The following is a 21,078-nucleotide window of genomic DNA, read 5'->3' as shown; positions in this document are numbered from 1 at the left end:
TTCAAAAAAAGGATGACCTTTATATTCATGGTCATCCTTTCAATAACAGCTTATTAATTAGTTGCAATTCCTAAATATGTATCTAAATTTTTTCTTACTCCAGTTACTTTTAAACCATACACAATTTGTATATTTTCACCTTTTAAAACTACTCCGCTAGCTTCAGTTTCATTCCTAAGTATTGCTTCATTTATCTTATTAGGATCTTTTATTGTTATTCTAAGTCTTGTATAGCAATTATCAACCTTAATTATATTTTCTTTTCCACCTAGTCCATCTACTATAACTGATGATAATACATCTTCACCATCAACATTTGAGCTAGCTAAATTCTTTTCTTTTGCTTCTTTTTCTTTTAAATCTTTTTTAGTGTATAACTTTGTATTACCGTCAGTTTCCCTACCAGGTGTTTTTAAGTTAAATTTAGTTATTAATAATCTAAATACTAAATAGTAAACTACAAATTGACCTATACCTACTAAAATAAACATTGGCCATGCTGTTTTTTCTATTCCAAGAGGTAAATTATATAGTAAGAAGTCTATAAATCCATTTGGTCCTATTGCTGTAACTCCTAATATATTTAATACAACCATACCTAAACCACTTAATGCTGCATGTATTACAAATAGTACTGGGGCAACAAACATAAAGGAGAATTCTATTGGCTCTGTTACACCTGCAAGTATAGATGTTACAGCTGCTGGTATTAATATAGCTTTAATCTTAGTTTTGTTTTGTGGAAGTGCTGTATGATACATTGCTAAACATGCACCTACTAATCCAAACATCTTAGAAAGTCCTCTAGCATCCCATATTACACTTTCTGATAATTGAAGTACTGTTGGGTCTGCCATTTCAGCAAAGTAAATATTTCTAGCACCTTCAAAAACTTGTCCACCTACTTCTGCTACTCCACCTAATGAGCTATATAAAAATGGTGTATATATTAAGTGATGTAGACCTGTAGGTATTAATAATCTTTCAAGTGTACCATATGTAAATACTCCAAAGTTTCCTGAACCTGTTATAAATTCACCTAAACTAGAAATCATATTTTGTACTGAAGGCCATACATAGCTTAAGATAATAGCAAGCCCTACTGTAATAGGTATTAATATAATAAATACTAATCTTGTCCCACCATATATTTGCATAGCACCATTAAATTCTGTTTCACAAAATCTATTATGTATATAAGCAACTACACAACCTAAAATTATTCCTAAAAATACTCCCATATCTAAGACTTGTATTCCTAAAACTAAAGTTTGTCCTGTTCCTCTTAAAGACTCTGCCACAACTAGTTTTCCAGTCAAAGTCAAGAATATATTCATACCATTTAAAAATACTAAGAATACTAACATTGCTGTGAATCCAGCTTCTGCTTTTTTCTTTTTTGCTAGTCCAAGTGCTAAACCTACACAGAATATGATTCCTAAGTTTGTTAATATAGATACTAATGATCCAGATAACATTTTTCCTAAACCGTAAACTAATTCACTATTTAAAATCGGCAAGTATTCTGCTAATTTCGCATTAGTTAAAATATTTCCAAAAGCTATTAAAATACCAGCTATCGGCAATATTAATACCGGTGTAAACATACCCTTAGAAAAATTTTGTAATTGATTAAATATTTTTTCCTTCATTTTTTCCCCTCCTCAGTTATATAAAAACGCTTACCTACTGCTATTATAGATTTGAATATAATGTGTGTATATATATTTGAACCGTAAAAAAACGTGTTACCTAATTAAATAACACGTTACTCTAAATGTTTATTTTTCCTCTTATAGTATTCAAATATTATAAGTTCTATCATTGCAAGCATTTTAGGGAAAAATGTATTTGGCATTAGATTTTTGGAATCTAACTTATTCGAATCTTCTATTTTAAATTTAATATCAGCTAATTTACTTACGCTATTTTCATCTTCGTTTGTAAAAGATACAACTTTTATATTGTGATCTTTTGCTATTTTTACTTTATTTAGCACCATTGGACTTTCTCCTGACTTAGATAAAGCTATAATGCAACTTATATAGTCTAGATTATTTTCGAATACACCTATTGAGTCTGTCCCATTAGATAAGATACATTTTTTACCCATAACTAAGAGCTTCTTGTTTATATACTCTGCTACTATACTTGAAAATCCATTCCCATATATGAATATAAACTTTGAGTTATCTTCAAGTAATATATCAATAAAATTGTCTATATCTTTTCTTTCGTTTATTGTAAGTAAACTTTCCATATTTAAGTTTTCTATAAAATTTATATTGTTTAAATCTTCAATTGTACTGTTTTTTGCTATAGAGTTTAGGTTATATTGCATTTCTAAAAAACCAGAATATCCAAGCTTTTTAGCAAGCCTCATTATTGTCGTAGTTGATGTAAAGTTCTCCTTGGCAATACCTCTTACACCCATTTTATTTACGCTGTCTATATTTTCTATAATATATTTCAATACTTCAATTTCTCTTTCAGTTAATTTCCTATTTTCAATTATTTTTGATATATCCATAGACTATTTCTCCTTAATGCTTATACTACTCTCAGCTAATTAATTTCTATATATCACTATAAATATAATTATATCCTATTTTTTAATATGTAAAAATAGTAATATATCTAATCTTATTTAAAATATAATTAAGTTCTTACGAAAAACAATCTGAATTACAATATATAAAACCACTCAACACGAGAATTATATCTTAAATAGATGCTTTATCAGATAGTAATCAACTTGTAGATGATAGCTATCGGGAAACATTCTTAAAAGTAAAATATACATAAAAAATGTATTATCATAAACTTATGATAATACATTTAGTGAATTTAAATAGTTAATACCAATCTCAGCAATAATACCCACGATAGTATATTCTAGTATTTAAAATTATACGTTATTTTCAATGGTCTCATCATTTCATTATCTTCATGATCTAGCATATGACAATGCCATACATATCCAGGGAATGTACTTGGATCAAATGGAAACATATTTACACCTGGTTTTGCAAGACAAGGATTTAATACACTCGGATACATTGCTAATACTAGTCTTGTAACATATCCTGCTGGACATACCACTGTATCTTTCCAACCCATTTCATTTTGAGATGGTTCTATTGGATCTCCAAGAAGATAGGCTTTAGGATCAATAGTTTTTGTTGGTCCTTGCAGTGGTTGTTGACCATTAATTTGATTCCAATCATTTAGATAACTATCTTTATCAATTAGTTGCCTATTTATGACTTGAGAATCTGCCAAATGTATATGAATTGGATGAGGTCCATTAGCTATATTAACAATCTCCCAAACTTGAATTGAGCCAACTAATGACTCTTCGGATACAGGTGAGTACCATGCCTGACCATTAAGTAATAATGCTTCTACTCCATAATCATTGTTTAGTGAGTTTAAAGTTACTACTCTCTTTGATACATTTTCATGTAGTTTTGGGATATCATTTAATTTTCTTGGTATACAAACAGGTTTTTGACATGAGTTATACTTAACCTTAAAACGCATAACTTGTCCTGTTGTATCTTCATATGTTTCTCCATCTTCATAATTTACATTTAACAAAAGTATTTCTTCTCCTTTGGAACAATTATAAAAATCTATTATTATATCTGCTCTCTCAGCTGGTGCTAAATAAATTTCATCCATATATACTGGTTTTTCTAAATATCCTCCATCGCTTCCTATTTGAATTATTTTCTGCCCGTTAGAAAGCTTATATCTATAAAATCTTGAATTAGATGAGTTGACAATTCTAAATCTATACGCAGTTTTTTCTACATTTAAGTTTGGCCACACTTTACCATTTACAACATTAGTGTTTCCATAAAAAAATCTTCTCCAATATGGATGTACATATGGATTTTCACCATCTGCACTGAAATATAAACTTCCATCACAATTAAAAGATTTATCTTGAATAATAAGAGGTATATCGTATTTTCCACATGGAAGTGGTGTAATTTTATTATCATCTAAATAATTATTTAAATCTTTTATTATATATGCTCCACTTAAACCTGCCTATACATTAAGTCTTGTTATTCCTAAAGTATGATCATGATAAAAAAGTGTGGATGATTGTTGTTTATTTAGATATTTATATACATTTGTTACGTACTCTGGACCTACTTTACCATCATGAGTAAACCAACTTCCTGGAAATCCATCATATTTTGATTCTGTTTCTCCTCCATGCAAATGAACTACAGTTGGTACTGGATATTGAGCTTTTTCATAGCCTGGAGGGTACATACAAAACGGGTAAGTAGGTTTTTGCATATTATTTGGATTAGCCCAGTGTAGCGTTGGATCTACTGGTAATATGTGCTTATTTTTTATTTTATTGTTCCATTTTACACTTATACCTTCATCTGTATATGCTATAAATGTTGGCCCAGGAACTGTAGCCACATATTCTTCTGTAGAATTATGTGAAGAATAAACTAATCCTGCATAAGCATACACTGTTGTTTTTGGAAATCCTTCCGGTAACATTTGTACTTTTGTTTCTACGATATCTACATCATAGCAAGGAACATATTTTAAATAATAATCATCATATCTATACTTAGGTTTGAATATGGGTGGTATTTCTAACTGTGATACGTATTTTGGTATTCTTCGTGAATCTATCAATATAATCACTCCTTTAGATATTATATTGATTAATTTGTAAAATAGTGTCTAATAATTGAACTATTTTTATACACTAAAAAATCCATAGTGAATTTTCTGTGTTAAATAACGAAGAATTATAGAGATTATGTTATAAAATGGCTTAAGATTTATAATCATTAATAGATAAACTCTATAGTTCACATACAATATATCATTTTTATCTATTAGGAGTATTGATATTTCTTTGATATAATTTTGGCTAGGGCATAGTTTAATTATTGGAGGGGGATTTATGAAAATTACAAAAAGGGTACAATTATTATCACTACTACTTCTTTCTAGTTTGTGTGTAGCTTGTTCTTCTACACAGACTCCAAGTTCAAGTACTGATGATAATATAAAAGCTATAAGTGTTACAGATTTAAAGTCAGAAATAAGTAAAGATATACAAATTATAGATATAAGAGAACAGCATCAATATATAGGTTGGGATAGCGAAGAAAGTTCTGGCGGTCATATAAAAGATGCTATTGATTTTCCTGTATCTTGGTTAGATATAGAAACTAATATATCAAAACTTAACACTGAACTTAAAAGACGTGAAATTGATAAGTCGAAAAAAACTGTAATATATTCAGATAAAAATATAGATGATAATACATATAATAAATTCAAAGAACTTGGGTTTGAAAATTTATCTACGCTTGATGGTGGATTTGTTGAATATGTAAATGAAAATTTACCTGTTGAAAAAATGCCAAATTATGAAGTTTTAGTTCATCCACAGTGGGTTTATGATTTAGTTAATAACAAGAAACCTGAAACTTTTGATAACAAAGACTTCAAGATAATAGAAATTGACTTTGGCAAAGACAAAGGTGATTATGAAAAAGGTCATATACCTTCAGCTATAGTTATTGATGATAGCTTAAATCACATGGAGGGAAAACGTATTTTACCAAACTATGATAAAATGTCTGATGAGGAAAAATTTAGTTATTGGAATAGACCTGGTGATGATGTTATAGAGTCTAAGTTAGAGGATATGGGTATAACAAAAGATACTACAGTAGTAGTTTATGGGCAAAACACAACAGCTGCTGCTAGATTAGGAGTTGTTTTAAAATATGCTGGTGTTGAGGATGTAAGATTATTAAATGGTGGTAAAAACTTAGTTAAATCTATGGATATGCCTCTAGAGGAAGGAACTAATTCATACTCGCCTGTTAAAGAATTCGGAGTAACTATTCCTAATAATCCTAATATATTAATAGATTATGAAGAAGAATTGAAATTAGTTGAAGACAAAGAAAACTCAGTTATAGCATCTGTTAGAAGTTTTGTTGAGTACACAGGTGATAAAAGCGGATACACTTATATAAATGATGCTGGTGAAATCAAAAATGCTAGATTTGCTTATGCAGGTTCTGACCCATATAATATGGAAGACTATAGAAATATAGATGACACCATGTTTAGCTATAAATTAATAGCTGAAAGGTGGAATAAATGGGGAATAACTAAAGATAAAAAAATCTCATTCCACTGTGGAACAGGATGGAGAGCTAGTGAAACATATTTTTATGCTTTAGCTATGGGATATGATGATATATGTGTTTATGATGGCGGTTGGTATGAATGGCATTTAAAAGAAGATTCTCCTAAAATGGAAAAAGGACTTCCTAAAGATGCTCCAGAAACAAAACCTAATTCATTTTTCTAAGTAAATTATTTTGAAAGGCTATGCCAATTACATATTTGATAAATAAAAAAGACGCTCTTGCCGACCAAAAGTAAGAGTGTCTTCTAGCTTTATATAACACATTTAATATTGATTTAAACTACTTTTCTTATAATTCTATTCCTCAGCTATATAGCTTATTTTTTTAGTTTCCTATATAAATAAGAAAACAATTCGCCATCAGATTCTCTCTTCATGCCTTTTTCAATAACTGCCATTATAGAATCATAAAAATAATTAGTTTCCAAAACTGACAATATCTCTTTCTCAAGTTCAATATCTTCCTTAGTATTAGGCCTTCCATATAAAAAATATGATTCACAATATTTTTGTGGATTCCAATACCACGAAATCTTGTCATCTTCACTTATGCATGACAATTCTCCATACATGTAATTAACTTTCATACCTTTAAATTTTTTAAATTCCAAATTTTTATTTTCCATTTTTCTAAATTCTCCTTTTTCTTATACTTTAATTAAACGATGATCTATAAAAATATATTAAAATATAACAACCTCTGGAACATTCAATTTTTTCATTATAAATAACAGTAGCAACCTTATTATTAGTTTTTACTTGTTGGAGTAATTGTATTCTTGATTGTGTTCTTTTGTAATTTCTATAAGAAGTGTTATTGTCCTTTTCTTTAATGATGCTTGAATTATTTTTGACCCAACTATACGCAAATTATAAAGATGTTGTTAAATTAACTGCATCTTTTTGATTTTTAAGTTTTTAATAATTTCCTAATATATTTTATTGAGAAGCAAATAATAATATCTAAATAGAATGAACTTGCATAAGTGATTAAATACCAATGAGGAGGATACTATGTCTATTGAAATTTCTAAAGCATCATCACATCTTTTAGAAGGGATGAAGGTCGAATCAACTTCCAGAGGATTTAAAATGATTTTAGATGAACCCATAGAAGCGGGTGGAACAAACAGTGGAATGAATCCCGTAGAAGCAATACTTTGTGCTCTAGGTTCATGCCAATGCCTAGTGACAAAAATGGTGGCTTCAAATATGGGAATAGAAATTGAAGATTTAAAGATTGAACTTGAAGGAGATCTAGATCCTGCAGGATACCAAGGTGATACAAGTGTAAGACCAGGGTATGAAGCTATTAGATCTAAGCTTATTATTAAATCAAACGCATCTGAAGATCAGATAAAGGAAATGATTGCACATGTAGAGAAATTCTGTCCTGTTGGGGATACAATTTCTAAAGGAACAAATTTAGTAGTTGATTGTGTTGTTGAAAAATAATAGATACTTATAATCATTGAGAGGGTGGCATTAAGCTACCCTTTTAGGCAATCTTATAAAATTTCATTATCTAATTAATACATATTAGTTAAACCAAAAACGAATTTATAGATCCCTGAATTTATCCAAAACAATATAGAAATAGTCTAAAATCCAAATAAAATTCGCTTCGCTAATGTCGCATCCCGTTGCTCAAGTGGTAAGTGGCACATAGGCACCTGTTTTACCAAACCTCATAAAAAACAATATTATCCTCTATAAATTCATTCTTCAATACAGTCAGCTATAGCTTAATAAAATAAATATATACTCTTCCCTCTTTTTTTACAAATTCCTACATATACAATCTGATATTATCAAAAAGTGCTTTATTATTACTAATTAGGAGGTAATTTTTATGTCATTTAATTCACATATTTCTGATATTCCTTTAGTTAAGAGGAATATAATTAAAATATATTTAAGTATATTTTTCTTTTTTACTATTTATTTTATATTTAAATTACTAGTTTTTAATATGAATAGTAATTACTTAGCTACATCTATATCATTTATACGGTCATTTAGTATAATACTATCTATATTGGCCTATTTATCTTGTATATCAATATACAATAAAACAAATGATAGTACAGTTTTTATAATTTCATTAATGTACTTAAGCTTTTCAATTGGTTTAATTGTAGGTAATATAGATTATTTCACGTTTATAGATAGGCAGTTTAGTACTTCTAGTTATGTGGCTATATCACCTTCTATATTAAGGATACTTATATTATTTATAACAATCATGCCTGATAGTAAAATCCATAAGGTTATATATAATAATAAGGTATATTCTATGGCATTTATTATTTTATATTCATTTATATTTGGGCTTTTAGAGTATTATATCTTTAACTATAGAGAAGGTTACAATATCTCAAGCTTGGCTATATTCTATAATGTAGTTCTTATTATAAGCTACTTAATAATATCTTTAAGATTAATGGTTATGTCTATGAAAAAAAATCTAGTATTCCTAGCTTTTTTTAGTACGAGTATATTTTTATTGGCAATAAAAGCGATTTATTCAATATTCGGTCTTAAATTAGCTAGTTTTAACTCAAGAATAACTTCGATATTTATTACTTATCTATTTTTACTTATAATTATAGTAGCCATAGGTGTAGAATTATATATTAGTGTCTTAAGATCAAAGCGCCTAAACAAGGAATTAGAAAAGTTTTTTAACTTTGTAGATAATAATTATTATAGTTATATGTTTATTTGTGATGAAAATTTAAATATATCCTATATAAATAATAAAATTAAAGATTTTTATAATATAGGTGAAGACACTGATATTAATAGGTTCAAAAGCGAGTTGCTTAAAAACAGTGATTTAACTTCTAATTTTAATAGAATTGTAAGCGACTTGAAGGAGTTTAATAACTGGAGAGGTGTATTAAAAAATGATGAAACAGGTTGCATCTTAGATTGCTGCTTTCAAGTATTAAATTATAATGATGGAGGTTCTATTGAGATTTTAGTTAGTTATATAGATATATCTGAACATATACGATTAGAGACTGAAATAGAACTTCAGAAGCTAGACTCCATTATGAAAGATGAGTTTATATCTAATGTATCCCATGAACTTAAAACTCCGTTAAATATGTTTTATTCTACAATTCAATTACTTGACAAGTTAAATTCAAATATGATGGCATCTTTTGGCGAAATATATGCTAGACATAGCAATACACTAAATTCAAATTGTAAAAGAATGCTTCGATTAGTAAATAATTTAGTTGATACATCTAGATTAGATTTAGGTGAATTAAGACTTAACTATGGAAACTATAATATTGTACAATTAATAGAAAATATATCCGAATCAGTAAATAAACTTACTAATTCAAAAAATATACAAGTTTATTTTGATTCAAACGTAAATGAACATTATATAAAATGTGATCCCAATATGATTGAAAGAGGGTTACTTAATTTAATATCTAATTCTATAAAATATTCATCAAATGATTCCACGATATATATATCATTAGCTGTAAAAGATGCCTATACGTATATATACATAAAAGATGAAGGTTTTGGTATCCCCCTTAGTGCTCAAAGTAAAATATTTGATAAGTTTGTAAGATGTGATTTATCATTTACTAGATTAAATGAAGGGTGCGGAATAGGTTTAAGCCTTGTAAAGTCTATCGTTAATATGCATGGTGGAGAAATAACTCTGAGAAGTTTGCCAGGTGAAGGTACTACATTTGAGATACAACTGCCTAATCGATTTGATAAAAAACTACCTCTCTCAAATTATTGGCACAACTCCTATAATACAGAATTAGAATTATCCGACATATATGAGATTACTTTCTAATTAATATATAGTATCAATTAAAGTTAGCTGAAACCAACATTGCCTTTGAATTTTTAACTCCACTTATTAAATCTGAAAATATAAATATTAAGATGAATGTTATTGAATTTAAGTTAGATAGTAAGTGCTATGATTCTGATAATTATATAATTCATAATGCAGATGAATGTATTTTTGTTACTAAAGGTAAAGTAGATATATATATTGAAAATGATATACATCACCTATAAGAGAGTGATAGTATCTATATTTTAGCTAATACTCGCCATAAAATTTTTAATCCAACAGATGAGGAAGTACTTGGATATTGTTGTATAACACCATCTATATATTAAAATTATATATAGTTTGTGACTGTAAGTAGGTTTGTGTAAATACAAACTTACCTACAGTCTTTTTTTGAATGTAGAATTTATAAGTTGCAAGTAGGTTCTTACCTGCCTTGCTGGTTTAATTAATATAAAAAAGTCGTATATAATACGACTTTTCGTGGATTACTCTGAGGCTATATTATCTAACTTCTACTCTTAGTCCGTTTAATATATCTTGTTGTTGCCCATCAGAGTATATTTTTACCTTTTGACCTTCTTTTAAATCAGATACTTGGAATAATGTTTCATCTTGGAATATATTTGTGCTAGCATGTACTGACATCTTAACATCTCCTACTGTTATTACTGATCCTTCTTCATTAATTTCTATCTTGTCTATTGTTCCTTCTCCAGCTAATACTTCTTTTAACATTTCTGATGTTCCTTGTGTACTTTCTATTGATTGATTTCCCGATACTTCTTTATCAGCTTGCGAGCTAATGAATAAACCTTAATTTTGATATGTAATATATAGTTTATCTAAATATTCAAATCTCTTAATTTCTTTGGCATCTAAATCTTCTTTATTCATATCTATAGCACTTATTCCATTATTGTTATATGTTGAATAATAATATATACCTTTTTGCTGACACATACATGAAGTATATAAAGTTATATCATCCAAACCATCACTTATAACAGCACCCTTTGGCATTGCTACATTATTTAATATATGGAAAAATTGACTTATACCAGTCATTAATTCTTCTGTTTCTGAAAGTTTTGATTTTAAATATGATATTCTTACAAATCTATCTACTCCCGAAAATCCACCTGGTAAACTTTTAGTTCCAATGCCTACACCTAATGGCTTTAACTCTTTATCTACCCATCTTATATTTTCTGGTTGAATAGGAGTAGTTATCATATATTCATTTAAATTAGTTAAATGCCAATCAAATGTAGGAGAATTAGTCATAACTCCAATTGGATTTTCATAAACTTTTATGCCTTCTTTTGTTTTTTCTATAACTATAGATTTTCCATATTTATCTGCAACTATCCAGTGAAGAGTTGGCAGTGGTGTATTTTCATCAATTGGAACTGCGACTAATTCTACATTTCCAAATTCTTTTACAACTTCATCTACAGTTTCAAAATTTGATAATATCCATATAATTAAGTCATAAGGAGCTAAATTATTTTTCCCTGGTACTGGTTGTTCTTCTAGATGGCAATATCCTGGAAAGTTAAGTGCTGCACATCCTAGGCCTTTTTCATTAAATGCATCTGCAAAAGCTGGATAATCACCTATAATACTCGCCATTCCTAACATTGCATATTTAGTTTTTTTCATATTACCAGTAACTCTATCTCTATATTCATAATTTCTAGGTAATAAAGTTACTGCTTGATTGAATGAGTATGATAAATCCATATTTCTTCCAAATAAGTTATAACCATCTTTTGTTTTTAAAGTTAACGCTGTACACATTTTATTACCTCCTAATAAAATTTCTTTTGTGATTATGTTTCTCTAAATTAATTTCCTTTATGCCATCACTTAAAAATCCTAATTTCTATAAGTAATACAACAAGTTTAATAAGTACTAATTACATATATTATAAAATAAAAAACCACTTATCTATTGGCCGTAGAAAAAGTGGTTTAGAATTTGAATTCACAAATAAAGCTTAAATTTATTTATTACAATTTATCAAATCAAAAAAATATTTAGAATCATTTGTTATATAAAGGTTTAACCATGAACTTAATGCTTCTTCTTTAAATACATCTAAAACTTTTAAAACTTGTATCGTAAATTCTAAGTCATTACTTGTATGATTTCTAAAATCTAATAAACCTTTTTTAGCTTTAAAGAATTATTAACTGCTGTTGAAAAAAATCCACTATATAAAACACCTAGTCCATATGCTTCTGCTATTAGTGACATATTTGATATTTGGCTTATTTATATAGATTCACTTCTTTTTGTTAAAGCTCCTTTTTCTATATTGACAATCTTCCATTTATTTTCTAGTTTTTCTAGGTAATATACTCTTTTCTCTTGATAAACTTCATCTAAGTTCATTTGGTTTTTATCAAGATAATCTTTATTCGCTTCTTTAATTGTAAACTCTGACTCAACAGTTACCTTACATGTAGTTATATCTTCATTAAAATAATTACGATACCATATTAAATTTTCATTCTTTAAAGCCAGCTTACTATCTTCATACATTGACTCTACCGATTCTTTATAACTGCCCTTTTCTAAAGCTTTAATAAAGTTCTCACTATATAAAACATACTCATCTTCTACAGTTAACTTATTAAATTCTCTATTGTCTACAAGCAAACAATGTTTCTCTATAACATCTACTATTTGCTCTACATCCTTATCGCCACTATTAAGCATTACTTTATCATTACCATCTTTATCTAGCACAGTCCATAAAGTTTGCTTGCTTCTCTCTTCTTGTTTTTTATCTTCTTCTTTTGAATCTATCTCACTATTTTTATTTGAACTACTACTAGCTACATTAGTATTTGGCTCACTAACACTACATCCAACAAACATTGATATAATCAAACAAAGTGAAACTATCTTTAAAATTCTCATATTATATTACCTCTTTCTGTTACAAAAGAACCTAGAAAAATCTAGGTCCTTTTATCACCATTAACTCTATTTAGATTCTAAAGTCGTAGGTATTAATTGCCATTGACTACTCCAGTACCCATTAGGTACGTTTCCATATTGAACTGCACCATTTTCATCTTCTATGTGCATATATGAATTATTTTTCCATCTATTATTAAATCGTAAATGATTTTCTTCATTTTCAACTTTCCATTGAGCGCTATAATAAGTCGGTAGAACCTTTCCATGTTCTAAAAGACCTGTTTGATTTTCTATATGTAGATACTCTTCTGTTTTTTTATTTTTTAATCTAATATATCCATCTACATTTTCTTTTTTCCATACTCCATTTGTATCAAATTCATTAATATCTCCATATAAAACCTTATCATTATTTTCTTCTATATATAGGTATTTTCCTGTTTCTCTATTTTTTATATGGTATAAAGGCTCTTCATATCCCCCATCTTTTTTCCAAACACGGAAGTAGTCTATTGCCCACTGTTTAGGCCACACATCATTATGTTGCCCTGAACCTGCATCTGTATATATATTTAATATTGTACCCATAGGATAATCTGGTGCTTGATCTATTACTTTATATAGTTCATTATCATAATAGAATTTCAAACTACCTGGTGACCAGTCTAACCCATAGATATGATATTCAGATGTTGGGTCTCCTGATGGTACAGGCTCTTCAGAAAGCATCCAGCTTGTTTGGAAGTTTGGATCATTCCATCCATATGCTGCAATCCTCCAAGTATCAGGCTTACTAAAGAATGATTCTATAATATCTATCTCCCCAGTTTCCTTTGAATTAAACCAATCATCAGTATCATTTTGCATACCTACCATCCACCAAGCTTGATGGCCTCCACCACCACAGTCAGCAAACTTTGCACGTATTTCAAAATATCCATAAGTAGTGGCATATCCTACCCAAGGTTCTCTCTCTTGATTTTGTGTTGTACCACTAAAGTTATGAATCCAGTTCTTATCAAATGACATTATAGCAGATGAACGAACTTTTCCATCATGTTCAGGGCTCCATGGTTTTTGATCCTCTGTTATGTACTCTATTAAAGAACCATTTTCAAACCTATAATTTGCCTTTGCATTTTCTGGATTATGAGACCAGTTAGGCAAATAGTAATCTGTCCACTTTGTCTTATCTAACTCTGTTCCATTAAATTCATCTGAAAAATCTAGTGTATACCCTTCTTTTGTAGTAGGATTAGGTGGTTGATCAGCTGCATAAATTGATGATGTAAAGAAAGTTGATATAACCATTAATAATGCCATTAAACTTGTTAAGCTCTTTTTTAAAATCTTAAACATAATATAATCCCCCTCTTAAAATAATCTTATTTCCTCATTTATTGATAGTATTACAATATGCTCTACATTTTTGCCACATTTTTCATATTTTTATAATATAAGCTTATAAACACTAATATCCGAAAGAATCTGAGCGTTTATAAGCTTATTAGTAATTTTATTTTAATGTTGGCCAGTAAGCTTTATTAGCTTCCATTAAGTCATCTAATACCGCTTTACCTACTCTATAAGAAGGTATTGTTTTATTAAGTAAGATAGCTTCCATTGCAGTATCATAAGATCCTGTCAAAGCAGTTTCTACAGTTAACTTTTCATATCCTTTTTGCATTTCCATCATACTCTTATGGAATGTAGGTATATTCCCAACCGTAACAGGTTCTACTCCCGTTGCTCCAACATAACATGGAACTTCTACCACTGCATCACTATTAAAGTTATTAATAGCTCCATTATTTTTTATATTTACAATAAACCTTTCTTTAGTATCATGTATTATAGCATTAGTTATATCTACTATATAGTTTCCATGAACCCCACCCAATAATTTAGAATCCTTAGCTGTTCCTAACTCTATAACTTTCCTACACTCTTCAAATACTGTTATTTCTCTTGTACTTAATACATAAGAGCCTCTTGTAAATTCAATATTATCTGACTCAACCATCTCATCTGTAAAATAGTAATATTGTAAGTAGCAGTTAGGGAAGTATTGTGGATACATTTTAAATGCTTTAATTACATTTTGGAAAGTCTTCGTCCAGTAATCATCTCCTACAATCTCTTCATTAGTTTGTATTAATCCTTTTAATTCTCCTGATTCTACCTTTTCTCTTATTCCTGGTAATAAATCTTTTCCAGACTTATCATAAATATTAGTCCACCATCCAAAGTGATTTAAACCAAAGTATTTGAAAGTTAAATCTTTATATGGTATATCTAAATACTCTGCTAAAGTTTCTTCTATACTTATTGGCATATCACATATACATAAGCATTTAGCTTTAGGGAATTTCTTATATATAGCCTCTGAAATTATAGCTTCTGGATTAGTGTAATTTAGTATCCAAGCATCTGGACAAACTTCTTGTGCCACTTCTACTATTTTTAAAATCTCAGGTATAACTCTTAGTGCAAAAGAAAATCCACCTAAACCACAAGTTTCTTGCCCTACAACATTATGCTTTAAGCATATTTTTTCATCAATCTCTCTTTGATTGTTAAGGCCTGGCCTTATTTGAACATATAAGAAGTTAGCATCTTTAAAAGCTTCTCTTATATCTGTAGTGTAAGAAATTTTAACATCTGAATTATTATCTCTATAATATATTCTTGTAAATTCACCTATTAGGTAATTTCTTTCTTCATTATTGTCATATAATACAATTTCTTCTAATTGTAAATCTTTTGCACGGTTTCTAAGTACTTCTACTATTCCTGGTGTATGAGTAGATCCTCCACCTACTATTACTATTTTATTTCCCATATTGTTTACCTCCTTAATTCGATGCTTCACTTAATAATGCATTAAATTCTTTCATTACATGAACTACTTCTGTACCTACTACAATTTGTATATTGTTTTTATTTACTTTTACTACTCCTTTTGCCCCTGTTTTCTTTATGTTATCTTCATTTATTAAGCTTATATCTTTTATTTCTAAACGCATTCTTGTAACACAATTTTCAGCATTAACTATATTTTCAGCTCCACCAATATTTTGTAATAATTTCTTTGCCATATACGAATAATTTGAGTGAGAAAGTTTCAATTCTTTTTCATCAATACCTTCAGTTACATTTTCACTTCTTCCAGGAGTCTTTATATCCTTCTTAATGATAAGTGTCTTAAAAGTTAAATAGTATAAGAAGAAAAATGCTATCCCAACAGGTATTACATATATTACGTTGTTACCCATATTCCAATTTAGAGTTAAGTCTATTATGTTAAATCCAAATGCAAATCCAAGTCTTGAATCAAATAAGTATAATATCGCTCCTGCTAAACCTGTAAATACTGAATGTATAAAGTATAAAAGTGGAGATATAAACATGAATGAGAATTCAATTGGCTCTGTTACTCCTGCAAATATTGAAGTTAATGCACCACTGTTTGCTAATCCTTTTACTTCTTCTTTATTTTCTGGGCGTGCTGTTTTATACATTGCTAAAGCTGCACCTGGTATTCCAAATACCATTATTACATAAAACATTATTAAAAATGATCCTGCACTTGGGTCTCCTGCTAAGAATCTTGTCATCTCTCCTGTTACTACTGTTCCATTTGAAGTTGTAAAACTTCCTAATTCATAGAATATGTAAGCATTAAAAACATGATGTAGGCCAGTCGGTATTAAAACACGGTTTAAGAATCCAAATAAAAATACTCCTACAATTCCCATTGATCCAAGACCTATTGCAAAAGTATCTAATCCTGCTTCTATAGGAGGCCATATAAAACTAAATGCTCCTGCTAAAACAAGTGAAAATATTGGTCCTAACGTTATAGCTAACTTTTCTCCTGCAAAGAAAGAAAACATGCTCGGTACTTTCCAATCTTTACTGTAATTATATATAACAGCAGTACTTATACCTGATACTATACCTCCAAACACTCCCATACTAATACTTTCATTCAAATATGTAAGCGCTTGCCTAAATACCATAACGGAAAGTACTCCTGCTAAAACTGCTGATGATTTGTCTTTACTCTTTGTGTAAGCAAGTATACATCCAACAGCAAATAGTAAATCTAAATTCCCAAATACAACATCAGATGCAATTTTTAATATGTCTAAGTTTAATAAATCCGGCTGCCCAAGTCTAGATAAAAGACCTGCAACAGGCATAGCAACAACCGGTACTAGCATTGCTTTTCCTAGCTTAGATAATTGATTACTTACTAATCGAAGTGATTTAGTCAAAATAATTTCCCCCTTTAAATTTATATATTATTATAATTGCAAAGCTCTATACCATATTTCTTTATAAGCTCTTTCATATATGGGTCACATAGTATATCTACTTCCCTTATTCTAGCAATATTAAAAGATGAACCTTCTAGTAAAGGACTATCTAAAAATGCTGGATGGCACATTGCCTCACTTTTTTCAAATTCAATATTTTTAAGTATATTTGATTCTATAACTTTAAAACACTCTTCTCTAACTTCCATATACTTGGTAGTCATATCTCTAATCGGATCATAATTACATAAATCTAAAAAATTTATTTCATCGTTATTTACACCACTTTTACAGTTTCTAATTGGTAAATCATATTCTTTTGAAAGCATATTTGCTATTTCAGAGGTTTGATCAAATGTATGTATATGGTGATGTGAATCAATATGACTTAATTTAATCCCAAATGAGTATAATCTATCTATCTGAGCTTTCCACTCACTGTAAAGTTCATTTTTATCGACTTCTACATTTTCGTTATCAAAATCACTTAACTTATAAAAATCTCCATTTTCATTTGTTAATGAATTTACACAATTTCCTAAAATTGGTTTACCGCATGTTAATGTTAAATGTACCCCTACTGCCAAATCAGGCATTTGTTTAGATAACTCAACTGCATGTTTTGTACCTGCCATATTTGCCATTAATGTTGTTGATGTTAATACACCTTTCACATGGCTTTTTGCTATTCCAATGTTTACAGCATGTGAATATCCAAAATCATCTGCGTTAATAATTAGTTTTTTGATACCTGTCTCCTCCCTTCACTTTGATATATTTAAAGTATATATTCTTTTTAAATTTATTAATATATTTTACACTCCTTTTGTAACAGATGTACAATAGTGTAACATGTTTCACAACCTAAATTCTTTATGATATAATAATTTTATACATTAAACTTAAATATTGGGAAAGGGAATGTCTATGACCAAAAAATTTCATGTTGATAGAATCTTTAAAACTCAAAATTTATCAGATTCAGAAGTTAAGATACTTGAGTACATATTTGCAAATCCAGAAAATATAAAAAAAGAAGGGTATAAGACAACTTGCAAAATCAAACTTTACTTCTACAGCATCTATAATTAGATTGGCTAAAAAACTTGGGTACAGTGGATACAACGAATTGATTTTTGATATAAAAAGAATGACATCAGATACTTTAGTTAATGTAGCCGAAAATAATAATAGTTTCACTTGGAGCTCGAAACATCCTTTAGCTGACTTTAATGAATTAGCTAAAACATATTTAAATAAGAAAAAATATATTTATCTATATGGGGAGGGATTTTGTGAGTTTGTAACAGGATACATTCATAGAAAGCTTTTAGTTAAAAAGTATAATGTTATATTATTACATGGTTTAGAAATACCTATAGTCTATGAAAAAAAACACTATCCTACTTTAATAGTAATCTCAAAGTCTGGCGAAAATTTTTCATGTATTAGAAAAATTGAACAATTGGCTGATCTTGGTGGGGATGTTATATCTATAACTTCAGATCATAATAGTAGTATTAGTGCTATTTCTGATGTATCTATTTGTATACCTACTAATTTTATTGCGGATATCAAAAATGAAGAATATACAACATTTTATGGAAATAGCATAAACATTTTAGAGGATTTATTCTCTAGATTTTAATATTATTATTTAATATTTTTGAAAACGTTATTAAGAACTAATTAAGTCATTAAATGTTCTTGGCCGTTGTTTACGTTGGAGGTGGCACTAGGACACCTGTTATATCAGAACACATAGATAACAATATCATCCTCTAAATCCTAGATTATAATATTTTTGATGCCATATATGCCATAATACTTTGTATATATTGAAACTACATACTTTAGTCAAGTGGCACCTATTACTTTCTACATGCCATATTTTACGATTGTCTGTCCAAGTGCCATAAGTTTTTCTTAATCAATCATAAAAATCATGGCACTATGGCATGAAAATGGACAGCTATGTGGCACTAAATAATAAAGTTACTCATATATGGTGGCGTAATATATCCTCTTCTTCCACTAGTTTTTTTATACTCTGCACCATACTTAAACATACTTGTCTTCAGAGAACTAGTAGAATTAATATTTAATCTATTACATATATCAGCAGTTGATTTCCAGTTCCAATTAGACTTATCACTATTCCAGTCAAACTCTCTCTCAACTGCCAGCTCCACAGGAGTGCATATTTTAAAGTCATCATTATTGACTGTTGCATAAAATGATGTTTTTCTTGGATGTACTGAAGGTCTCATTGCATAAGGCTTCCTAAACTCATCTACTGATTCCGTTATAAAGGCTTTAAGCTTTGCTAAGTCTCTTTTTAAAGTTGAGTCCAACTCTCCTAGCTCGGCTACCCAATATTTTATACATTGATAAACTTTGTCTTTATCACTTGGATCTAGCTCTAGCCCTGTTTTTACATACATAGGTATTAACTTTTTTATAAGTCTAGTCTTTCCTATACTTTGCTTACCTTGAAGTGTTAGTATTCCTTCAATGTTTTTAGTGCCATCATTAAAAGGTATCATGGCTGTATTTATTAACCACTTAGTGATTAGTATTAAATCCACACTTTGAACACAATGAGTGAATTTCTACAAGTTGATTGTCTCCAGTAATTGCTTCTAAGCCTTCTATTTCAATGTCTTTGCTTAATTCATTGTAAAATACTTGGATGTTATTTGCTTTTAGTATTTCGTATAGGTGGTCCCATATTTTCATAGGTGTACCTTTTTGTGTTAGAAATGGATACTTTATTAAGTACTTTTTATCTGCTTCTTCATCACTTTTACAGCTTAGTTCAAAAGCTTTGTCTATATTTCCTTCCTCTAGTGCTTCTTTAGATTTTTTCTCATAATACTCTACTGTATTGTTTTTATTTAGTGAGTTATTTGTGTTGATTTTTATGTTTGGTAAATTTAGTGGCTTATTTAATATTTCGTAGGCTTTTTTTAGAGCTTGTATGAATGATAGGTTTTCTGTCTTTTGAATAAATTTTATTATATCTCCACCTTCATTGCATGAAAAACATTTGTAGAAAGCTCCATTTCCTTTGTCTACTATTGAAAAGCTCGGCTTGTTGTCTTTGTGGAATGGGCAACTCATTTTATTTCTTTTAAGTTTATTTGGATGGTAGTAGTTTATTACTGTTTCTAAGTCTCTTATATTGTTTATTTCTTGTATATATTCTTTGTACATGTTATCCCCCCAAATGTTTTTATATTGTTATGTCTTTTGTGTCTATGTTTAGTGATTTTGATATTTTGTAGATTGTTTGGGGCCTTTGGGTACCTTGTCCATTTACCGCTCTCGCCGCTGTCGATTTTGATATTTGGCTTATTGATGCTAGTTTTGTTATTGAGTAGCCTTTTTCTAGCATTTTTGATTTTATTAATTCTGTGTTTAGATGATAGTTCATTGTTTCACTTCTCCTTTTTTGGTTTCGTTTTGTTTTATGAGTAGATGATATCAGAGATGTGGTTACATTGACTTTTAGCTTATTTTAGCAACTTTTTTTATAGAAAAATGTTTATGTCTTGTGTTTTTACCCGTCGTGAAACACGACGCATGTTTTAATTTGAACGTAAAATAAGCACTTACCCTTTTAGTTGTAAGTGCTTATCTCGTTAAATACGCCTCTATTTTGGCATATAGTAAATACGTATGTAGTATATGACATATATTTTTAATTTGATACTATCAATTTTACATCTTAAACAATAATGTTCTTTATCCATAGTACATC

The 21,078-nt window shown here is 29.0% G+C and carries 20 protein-coding genes; 5 read left to right on the top strand and 15 right to left on the bottom strand.

Features of this window, described 5'->3' with window-relative positions:
• Positions 1–53: 53 nt before the first annotated feature.
• The 4 genes from ACI48P_RS15000 to ACI48P_RS14985 all read right to left on the bottom strand — a co-directional run bounded on the left by ACI48P_RS15000 (position 54) and on the right by ACI48P_RS14985 (position 4,674).
• On the bottom strand, positions 54–1,652 hold the full coding sequence (locus ACI48P_RS15000; protein WP_475217092.1) for a PTS transporter subunit EIIC: 1,599 nt from the start codon (positions 1,650–1,652) through the stop codon (positions 54–56).
• 116 nt (positions 1,653–1,768) lie between these two features.
• On the bottom strand, positions 1,769–2,530 hold the full coding sequence (locus ACI48P_RS14995) for a MurR/RpiR family transcriptional regulator (protein ID WP_475217090.1): 762 nt from the start codon (positions 2,528–2,530) through the stop codon (positions 1,769–1,771).
• 365 nt (positions 2,531–2,895) lie between these two features.
• Positions 2,896–3,834 (bottom strand): multicopper oxidase family protein, encoded by a 939-nt coding sequence (locus ACI48P_RS14990; protein WP_475217089.1) that lies wholly within the window; start codon positions 3,832–3,834, stop codon positions 2,896–2,898.
• Between the two features lie 225 nt (positions 3,835–4,059).
• Entirely contained in the window at positions 4,060–4,674 is a 615-nt protein-coding gene (locus tag ACI48P_RS14985) for a hypothetical protein (protein WP_475217087.1), read from the bottom strand.
• Positions 4,675–4,948: 274 nt separating this feature from the next.
• On the opposite strand from ACI48P_RS14985, the gene ACI48P_RS14980 reads away from it, so the two are divergent.
• Entirely contained in the window at positions 4,949–6,379 is a 1,431-nt protein-coding gene (locus tag ACI48P_RS14980) for a rhodanese-like domain-containing protein (RefSeq protein ID WP_475217085.1), read from the top strand.
• Between the two features lie 155 nt (positions 6,380–6,534).
• Here the strand turns inward: ACI48P_RS14980 and ACI48P_RS14975 are convergent, their stop codons facing one another.
• Entirely contained in the window at positions 6,535–6,843 is a 309-nt protein-coding gene (locus ACI48P_RS14975) for a hypothetical protein (protein WP_475217083.1), read from the bottom strand.
• 388 nt (positions 6,844–7,231) lie between these two features.
• On the opposite strand from ACI48P_RS14975, the gene ACI48P_RS14970 reads away from it, so the two are divergent.
• Positions 7,232–7,672 (top strand): OsmC family protein, encoded by a 441-nt coding sequence (locus ACI48P_RS14970; protein WP_475217081.1) that lies wholly within the window; start codon positions 7,232–7,234, stop codon positions 7,670–7,672.
• 397 nt (positions 7,673–8,069) lie between these two features.
• A complete protein-coding gene (locus tag ACI48P_RS14965) occupies positions 8,070–10,052 on the top strand; it encodes a sensor histidine kinase (protein ID WP_475217080.1) in 1,983 nt (660 codons plus the stop codon).
• Between the two features lie 510 nt (positions 10,053–10,562).
• Here ACI48P_RS14965 and ACI48P_RS14960 read toward each other — a convergent pair.
• From ACI48P_RS14960 to ACI48P_RS14930, 7 genes are all read right to left on the bottom strand, one after another.
• Positions 10,563–10,796 carry a hypothetical protein gene (locus ACI48P_RS14960; protein WP_475217078.1) on the bottom strand — a complete coding sequence of 78 codons (234 nt, stop codon included), beginning with the start codon at positions 10,794–10,796 and terminating at the stop codon, positions 10,563–10,565.
• Between the two features lie 78 nt (positions 10,797–10,874).
• Positions 10,875–11,861 (bottom strand): choloylglycine hydrolase, encoded by a 987-nt coding sequence (bsh, locus tag ACI48P_RS14955; protein WP_475217076.1) that lies wholly within the window; start codon positions 11,859–11,861, stop codon positions 10,875–10,877.
• Positions 11,862–12,339: 478 nt separating this feature from the next.
• Positions 12,340–12,990 (bottom strand): hypothetical protein, encoded by a 651-nt coding sequence (locus tag ACI48P_RS14950; protein WP_475217074.1) that lies wholly within the window; start codon positions 12,988–12,990, stop codon positions 12,340–12,342.
• 66 nt (positions 12,991–13,056) lie between these two features.
• The gene (locus ACI48P_RS14945) at positions 13,057–14,352 is read right to left on the bottom strand and encodes a family 16 glycosylhydrolase (RefSeq protein WP_475217072.1); all 1,296 of its coding nucleotides are present in this window, start codon (positions 14,350–14,352) and stop codon (positions 13,057–13,059) included.
• A 157-nt stretch (positions 14,353–14,509) separates the two neighbouring features.
• Entirely contained in the window at positions 14,510–15,835 is a 1,326-nt protein-coding gene (locus tag ACI48P_RS14940; protein WP_475217071.1) for a family 4 glycosyl hydrolase, read from the bottom strand.
• Between the two features lie 13 nt (positions 15,836–15,848).
• The gene (locus ACI48P_RS14935; protein WP_475217070.1) at positions 15,849–17,273 is read right to left on the bottom strand and encodes a PTS transporter subunit EIIC; all 1,425 of its coding nucleotides are present in this window, start codon (positions 17,271–17,273) and stop codon (positions 15,849–15,851) included.
• A 20-nt stretch (positions 17,274–17,293) separates the two neighbouring features.
• The gene (locus tag ACI48P_RS14930) at positions 17,294–18,049 is read right to left on the bottom strand and encodes a carbohydrate deacetylase (protein WP_475217339.1); all 756 of its coding nucleotides are present in this window, start codon (positions 18,047–18,049) and stop codon (positions 17,294–17,296) included.
• A 193-nt stretch (positions 18,050–18,242) separates the two neighbouring features.
• Between ACI48P_RS14930 and ACI48P_RS14925 the strand changes: the two genes are divergently transcribed.
• Together ACI48P_RS14925 and ACI48P_RS14920 are read left to right on the top strand one after the other, a co-directional pair.
• The gene (locus ACI48P_RS14925; protein ID WP_475217069.1) at positions 18,243–18,407 is read left to right on the top strand and encodes a hypothetical protein; all 165 of its coding nucleotides are present in this window, start codon (positions 18,243–18,245) and stop codon (positions 18,405–18,407) included.
• Positions 18,358–18,963 (top strand): MurR/RpiR family transcriptional regulator, encoded by a 606-nt coding sequence (locus ACI48P_RS14920; RefSeq protein ID WP_475217337.1) that lies wholly within the window; start codon positions 18,358–18,360, stop codon positions 18,961–18,963. Before ACI48P_RS14925 ends, ACI48P_RS14920 begins: the two co-directional genes overlap by 50 nt.
• A gap of 334 nt (positions 18,964–19,297) precedes the next feature.
• Here the strand turns inward: ACI48P_RS14920 and ACI48P_RS14915 are convergent, their stop codons facing one another.
• The 3 genes from ACI48P_RS14915 to ACI48P_RS14905 are packed head-to-tail and all read right to left on the bottom strand — an operon-like array spanning position 19,298 to position 20,751.
• Positions 19,298–19,903, bottom strand: coding sequence for a VapE domain-containing protein (locus ACI48P_RS14915; protein ID WP_475217067.1), 606 nt, complete (start codon positions 19,901–19,903; stop codon positions 19,298–19,300).
• On the bottom strand, positions 19,881–20,531 hold the full coding sequence (locus tag ACI48P_RS14910; RefSeq protein WP_475217065.1) for a CHC2 zinc finger domain-containing protein: 651 nt from the start codon (positions 20,529–20,531) through the stop codon (positions 19,881–19,883). The genes ACI48P_RS14915 and ACI48P_RS14910 overlap by 23 nt, the downstream gene beginning before the upstream one ends.
• 19 nt (positions 20,532–20,550) lie before the next feature.
• Positions 20,551–20,751, bottom strand: coding sequence for a helix-turn-helix domain-containing protein (locus tag ACI48P_RS14905; RefSeq protein WP_475217063.1), 201 nt, complete (start codon positions 20,749–20,751; stop codon positions 20,551–20,553).
• Positions 20,752–21,078 lie beyond the last annotated feature (327 nt).

The organism is Romboutsia sp. LXY-2 (assembly GCF_056171995.1).
Note: the sequence above shows the minus strand (reverse complement) of the source record. Positions and strands in the feature narration are given on the sequence as shown.

What these genes read in the sequence shown, in the direction of transcription:
- ACI48P_RS14960 (WP_475217078.1), bottom strand. Translation starts at nt 10,796, where the DNA reads ATGTTAAAAGAAGTATTAGCTGGAGAAGGAACAATAGACAAGATAGAA.
- ACI48P_RS14945 (WP_475217072.1), bottom strand. Translation starts at nt 14,352, where the DNA reads ATGTTTAAGATTTTAAAAAAGAGCTTAACAAGTTTAATGGCATTATTA.
- ACI48P_RS14965 (WP_475217080.1), top strand. Translation starts at nt 8,070, where the DNA reads ATGTCATTTAATTCACATATTTCTGATATTCCTTTAGTTAAGAGGAAT.
- ACI48P_RS14905 (WP_475217063.1), bottom strand. Translation starts at nt 20,751, where the DNA reads ATGAACTATCATCTAAACACAGAATTAATAAAATCAAAAATGCTAGAA.
- bsh (WP_475217076.1), bottom strand. Translation starts at nt 11,861, where the DNA reads ATGTGTACAGCGTTAACTTTAAAAACAAAAGATGGTTATAACTTATTT.
- ACI48P_RS14925 (WP_475217069.1), top strand. Translation starts at nt 18,243, where the DNA reads ATGACCAAAAAATTTCATGTTGATAGAATCTTTAAAACTCAAAATTTA.
- ACI48P_RS14975 (WP_475217083.1), bottom strand. Translation starts at nt 6,843, where the DNA reads ATGGAAAATAAAAATTTGGAATTTAAAAAATTTAAAGGTATGAAAGTT.
- ACI48P_RS15000 (WP_475217092.1), bottom strand. Translation starts at nt 1,652, where the DNA reads ATGAAGGAAAAAATATTTAATCAATTACAAAATTTTTCTAAGGGTATG.
- ACI48P_RS14940 (WP_475217071.1), bottom strand. Translation starts at nt 15,835, where the DNA reads ATGGGAAATAAAATAGTAATAGTAGGTGGAGGATCTACTCATACACCA.
- ACI48P_RS14910 (WP_475217065.1), bottom strand. Translation starts at nt 20,531, where the DNA reads ATGTACAAAGAATATATACAAGAAATAAACAATATAAGAGACTTAGAA.
- ACI48P_RS14980 (WP_475217085.1), top strand. Translation starts at nt 4,949, where the DNA reads ATGAAAATTACAAAAAGGGTACAATTATTATCACTACTACTTCTTTCT.
- ACI48P_RS14970 (WP_475217081.1), top strand. Translation starts at nt 7,232, where the DNA reads ATGTCTATTGAAATTTCTAAAGCATCATCACATCTTTTAGAAGGGATG.
- ACI48P_RS14950 (WP_475217074.1), bottom strand. Translation starts at nt 12,990, where the DNA reads ATGAGAATTTTAAAGATAGTTTCACTTTGTTTGATTATATCAATGTTT.
- ACI48P_RS14995 (WP_475217090.1), bottom strand. Translation starts at nt 2,530, where the DNA reads ATGGATATATCAAAAATAATTGAAAATAGGAAATTAACTGAAAGAGAA.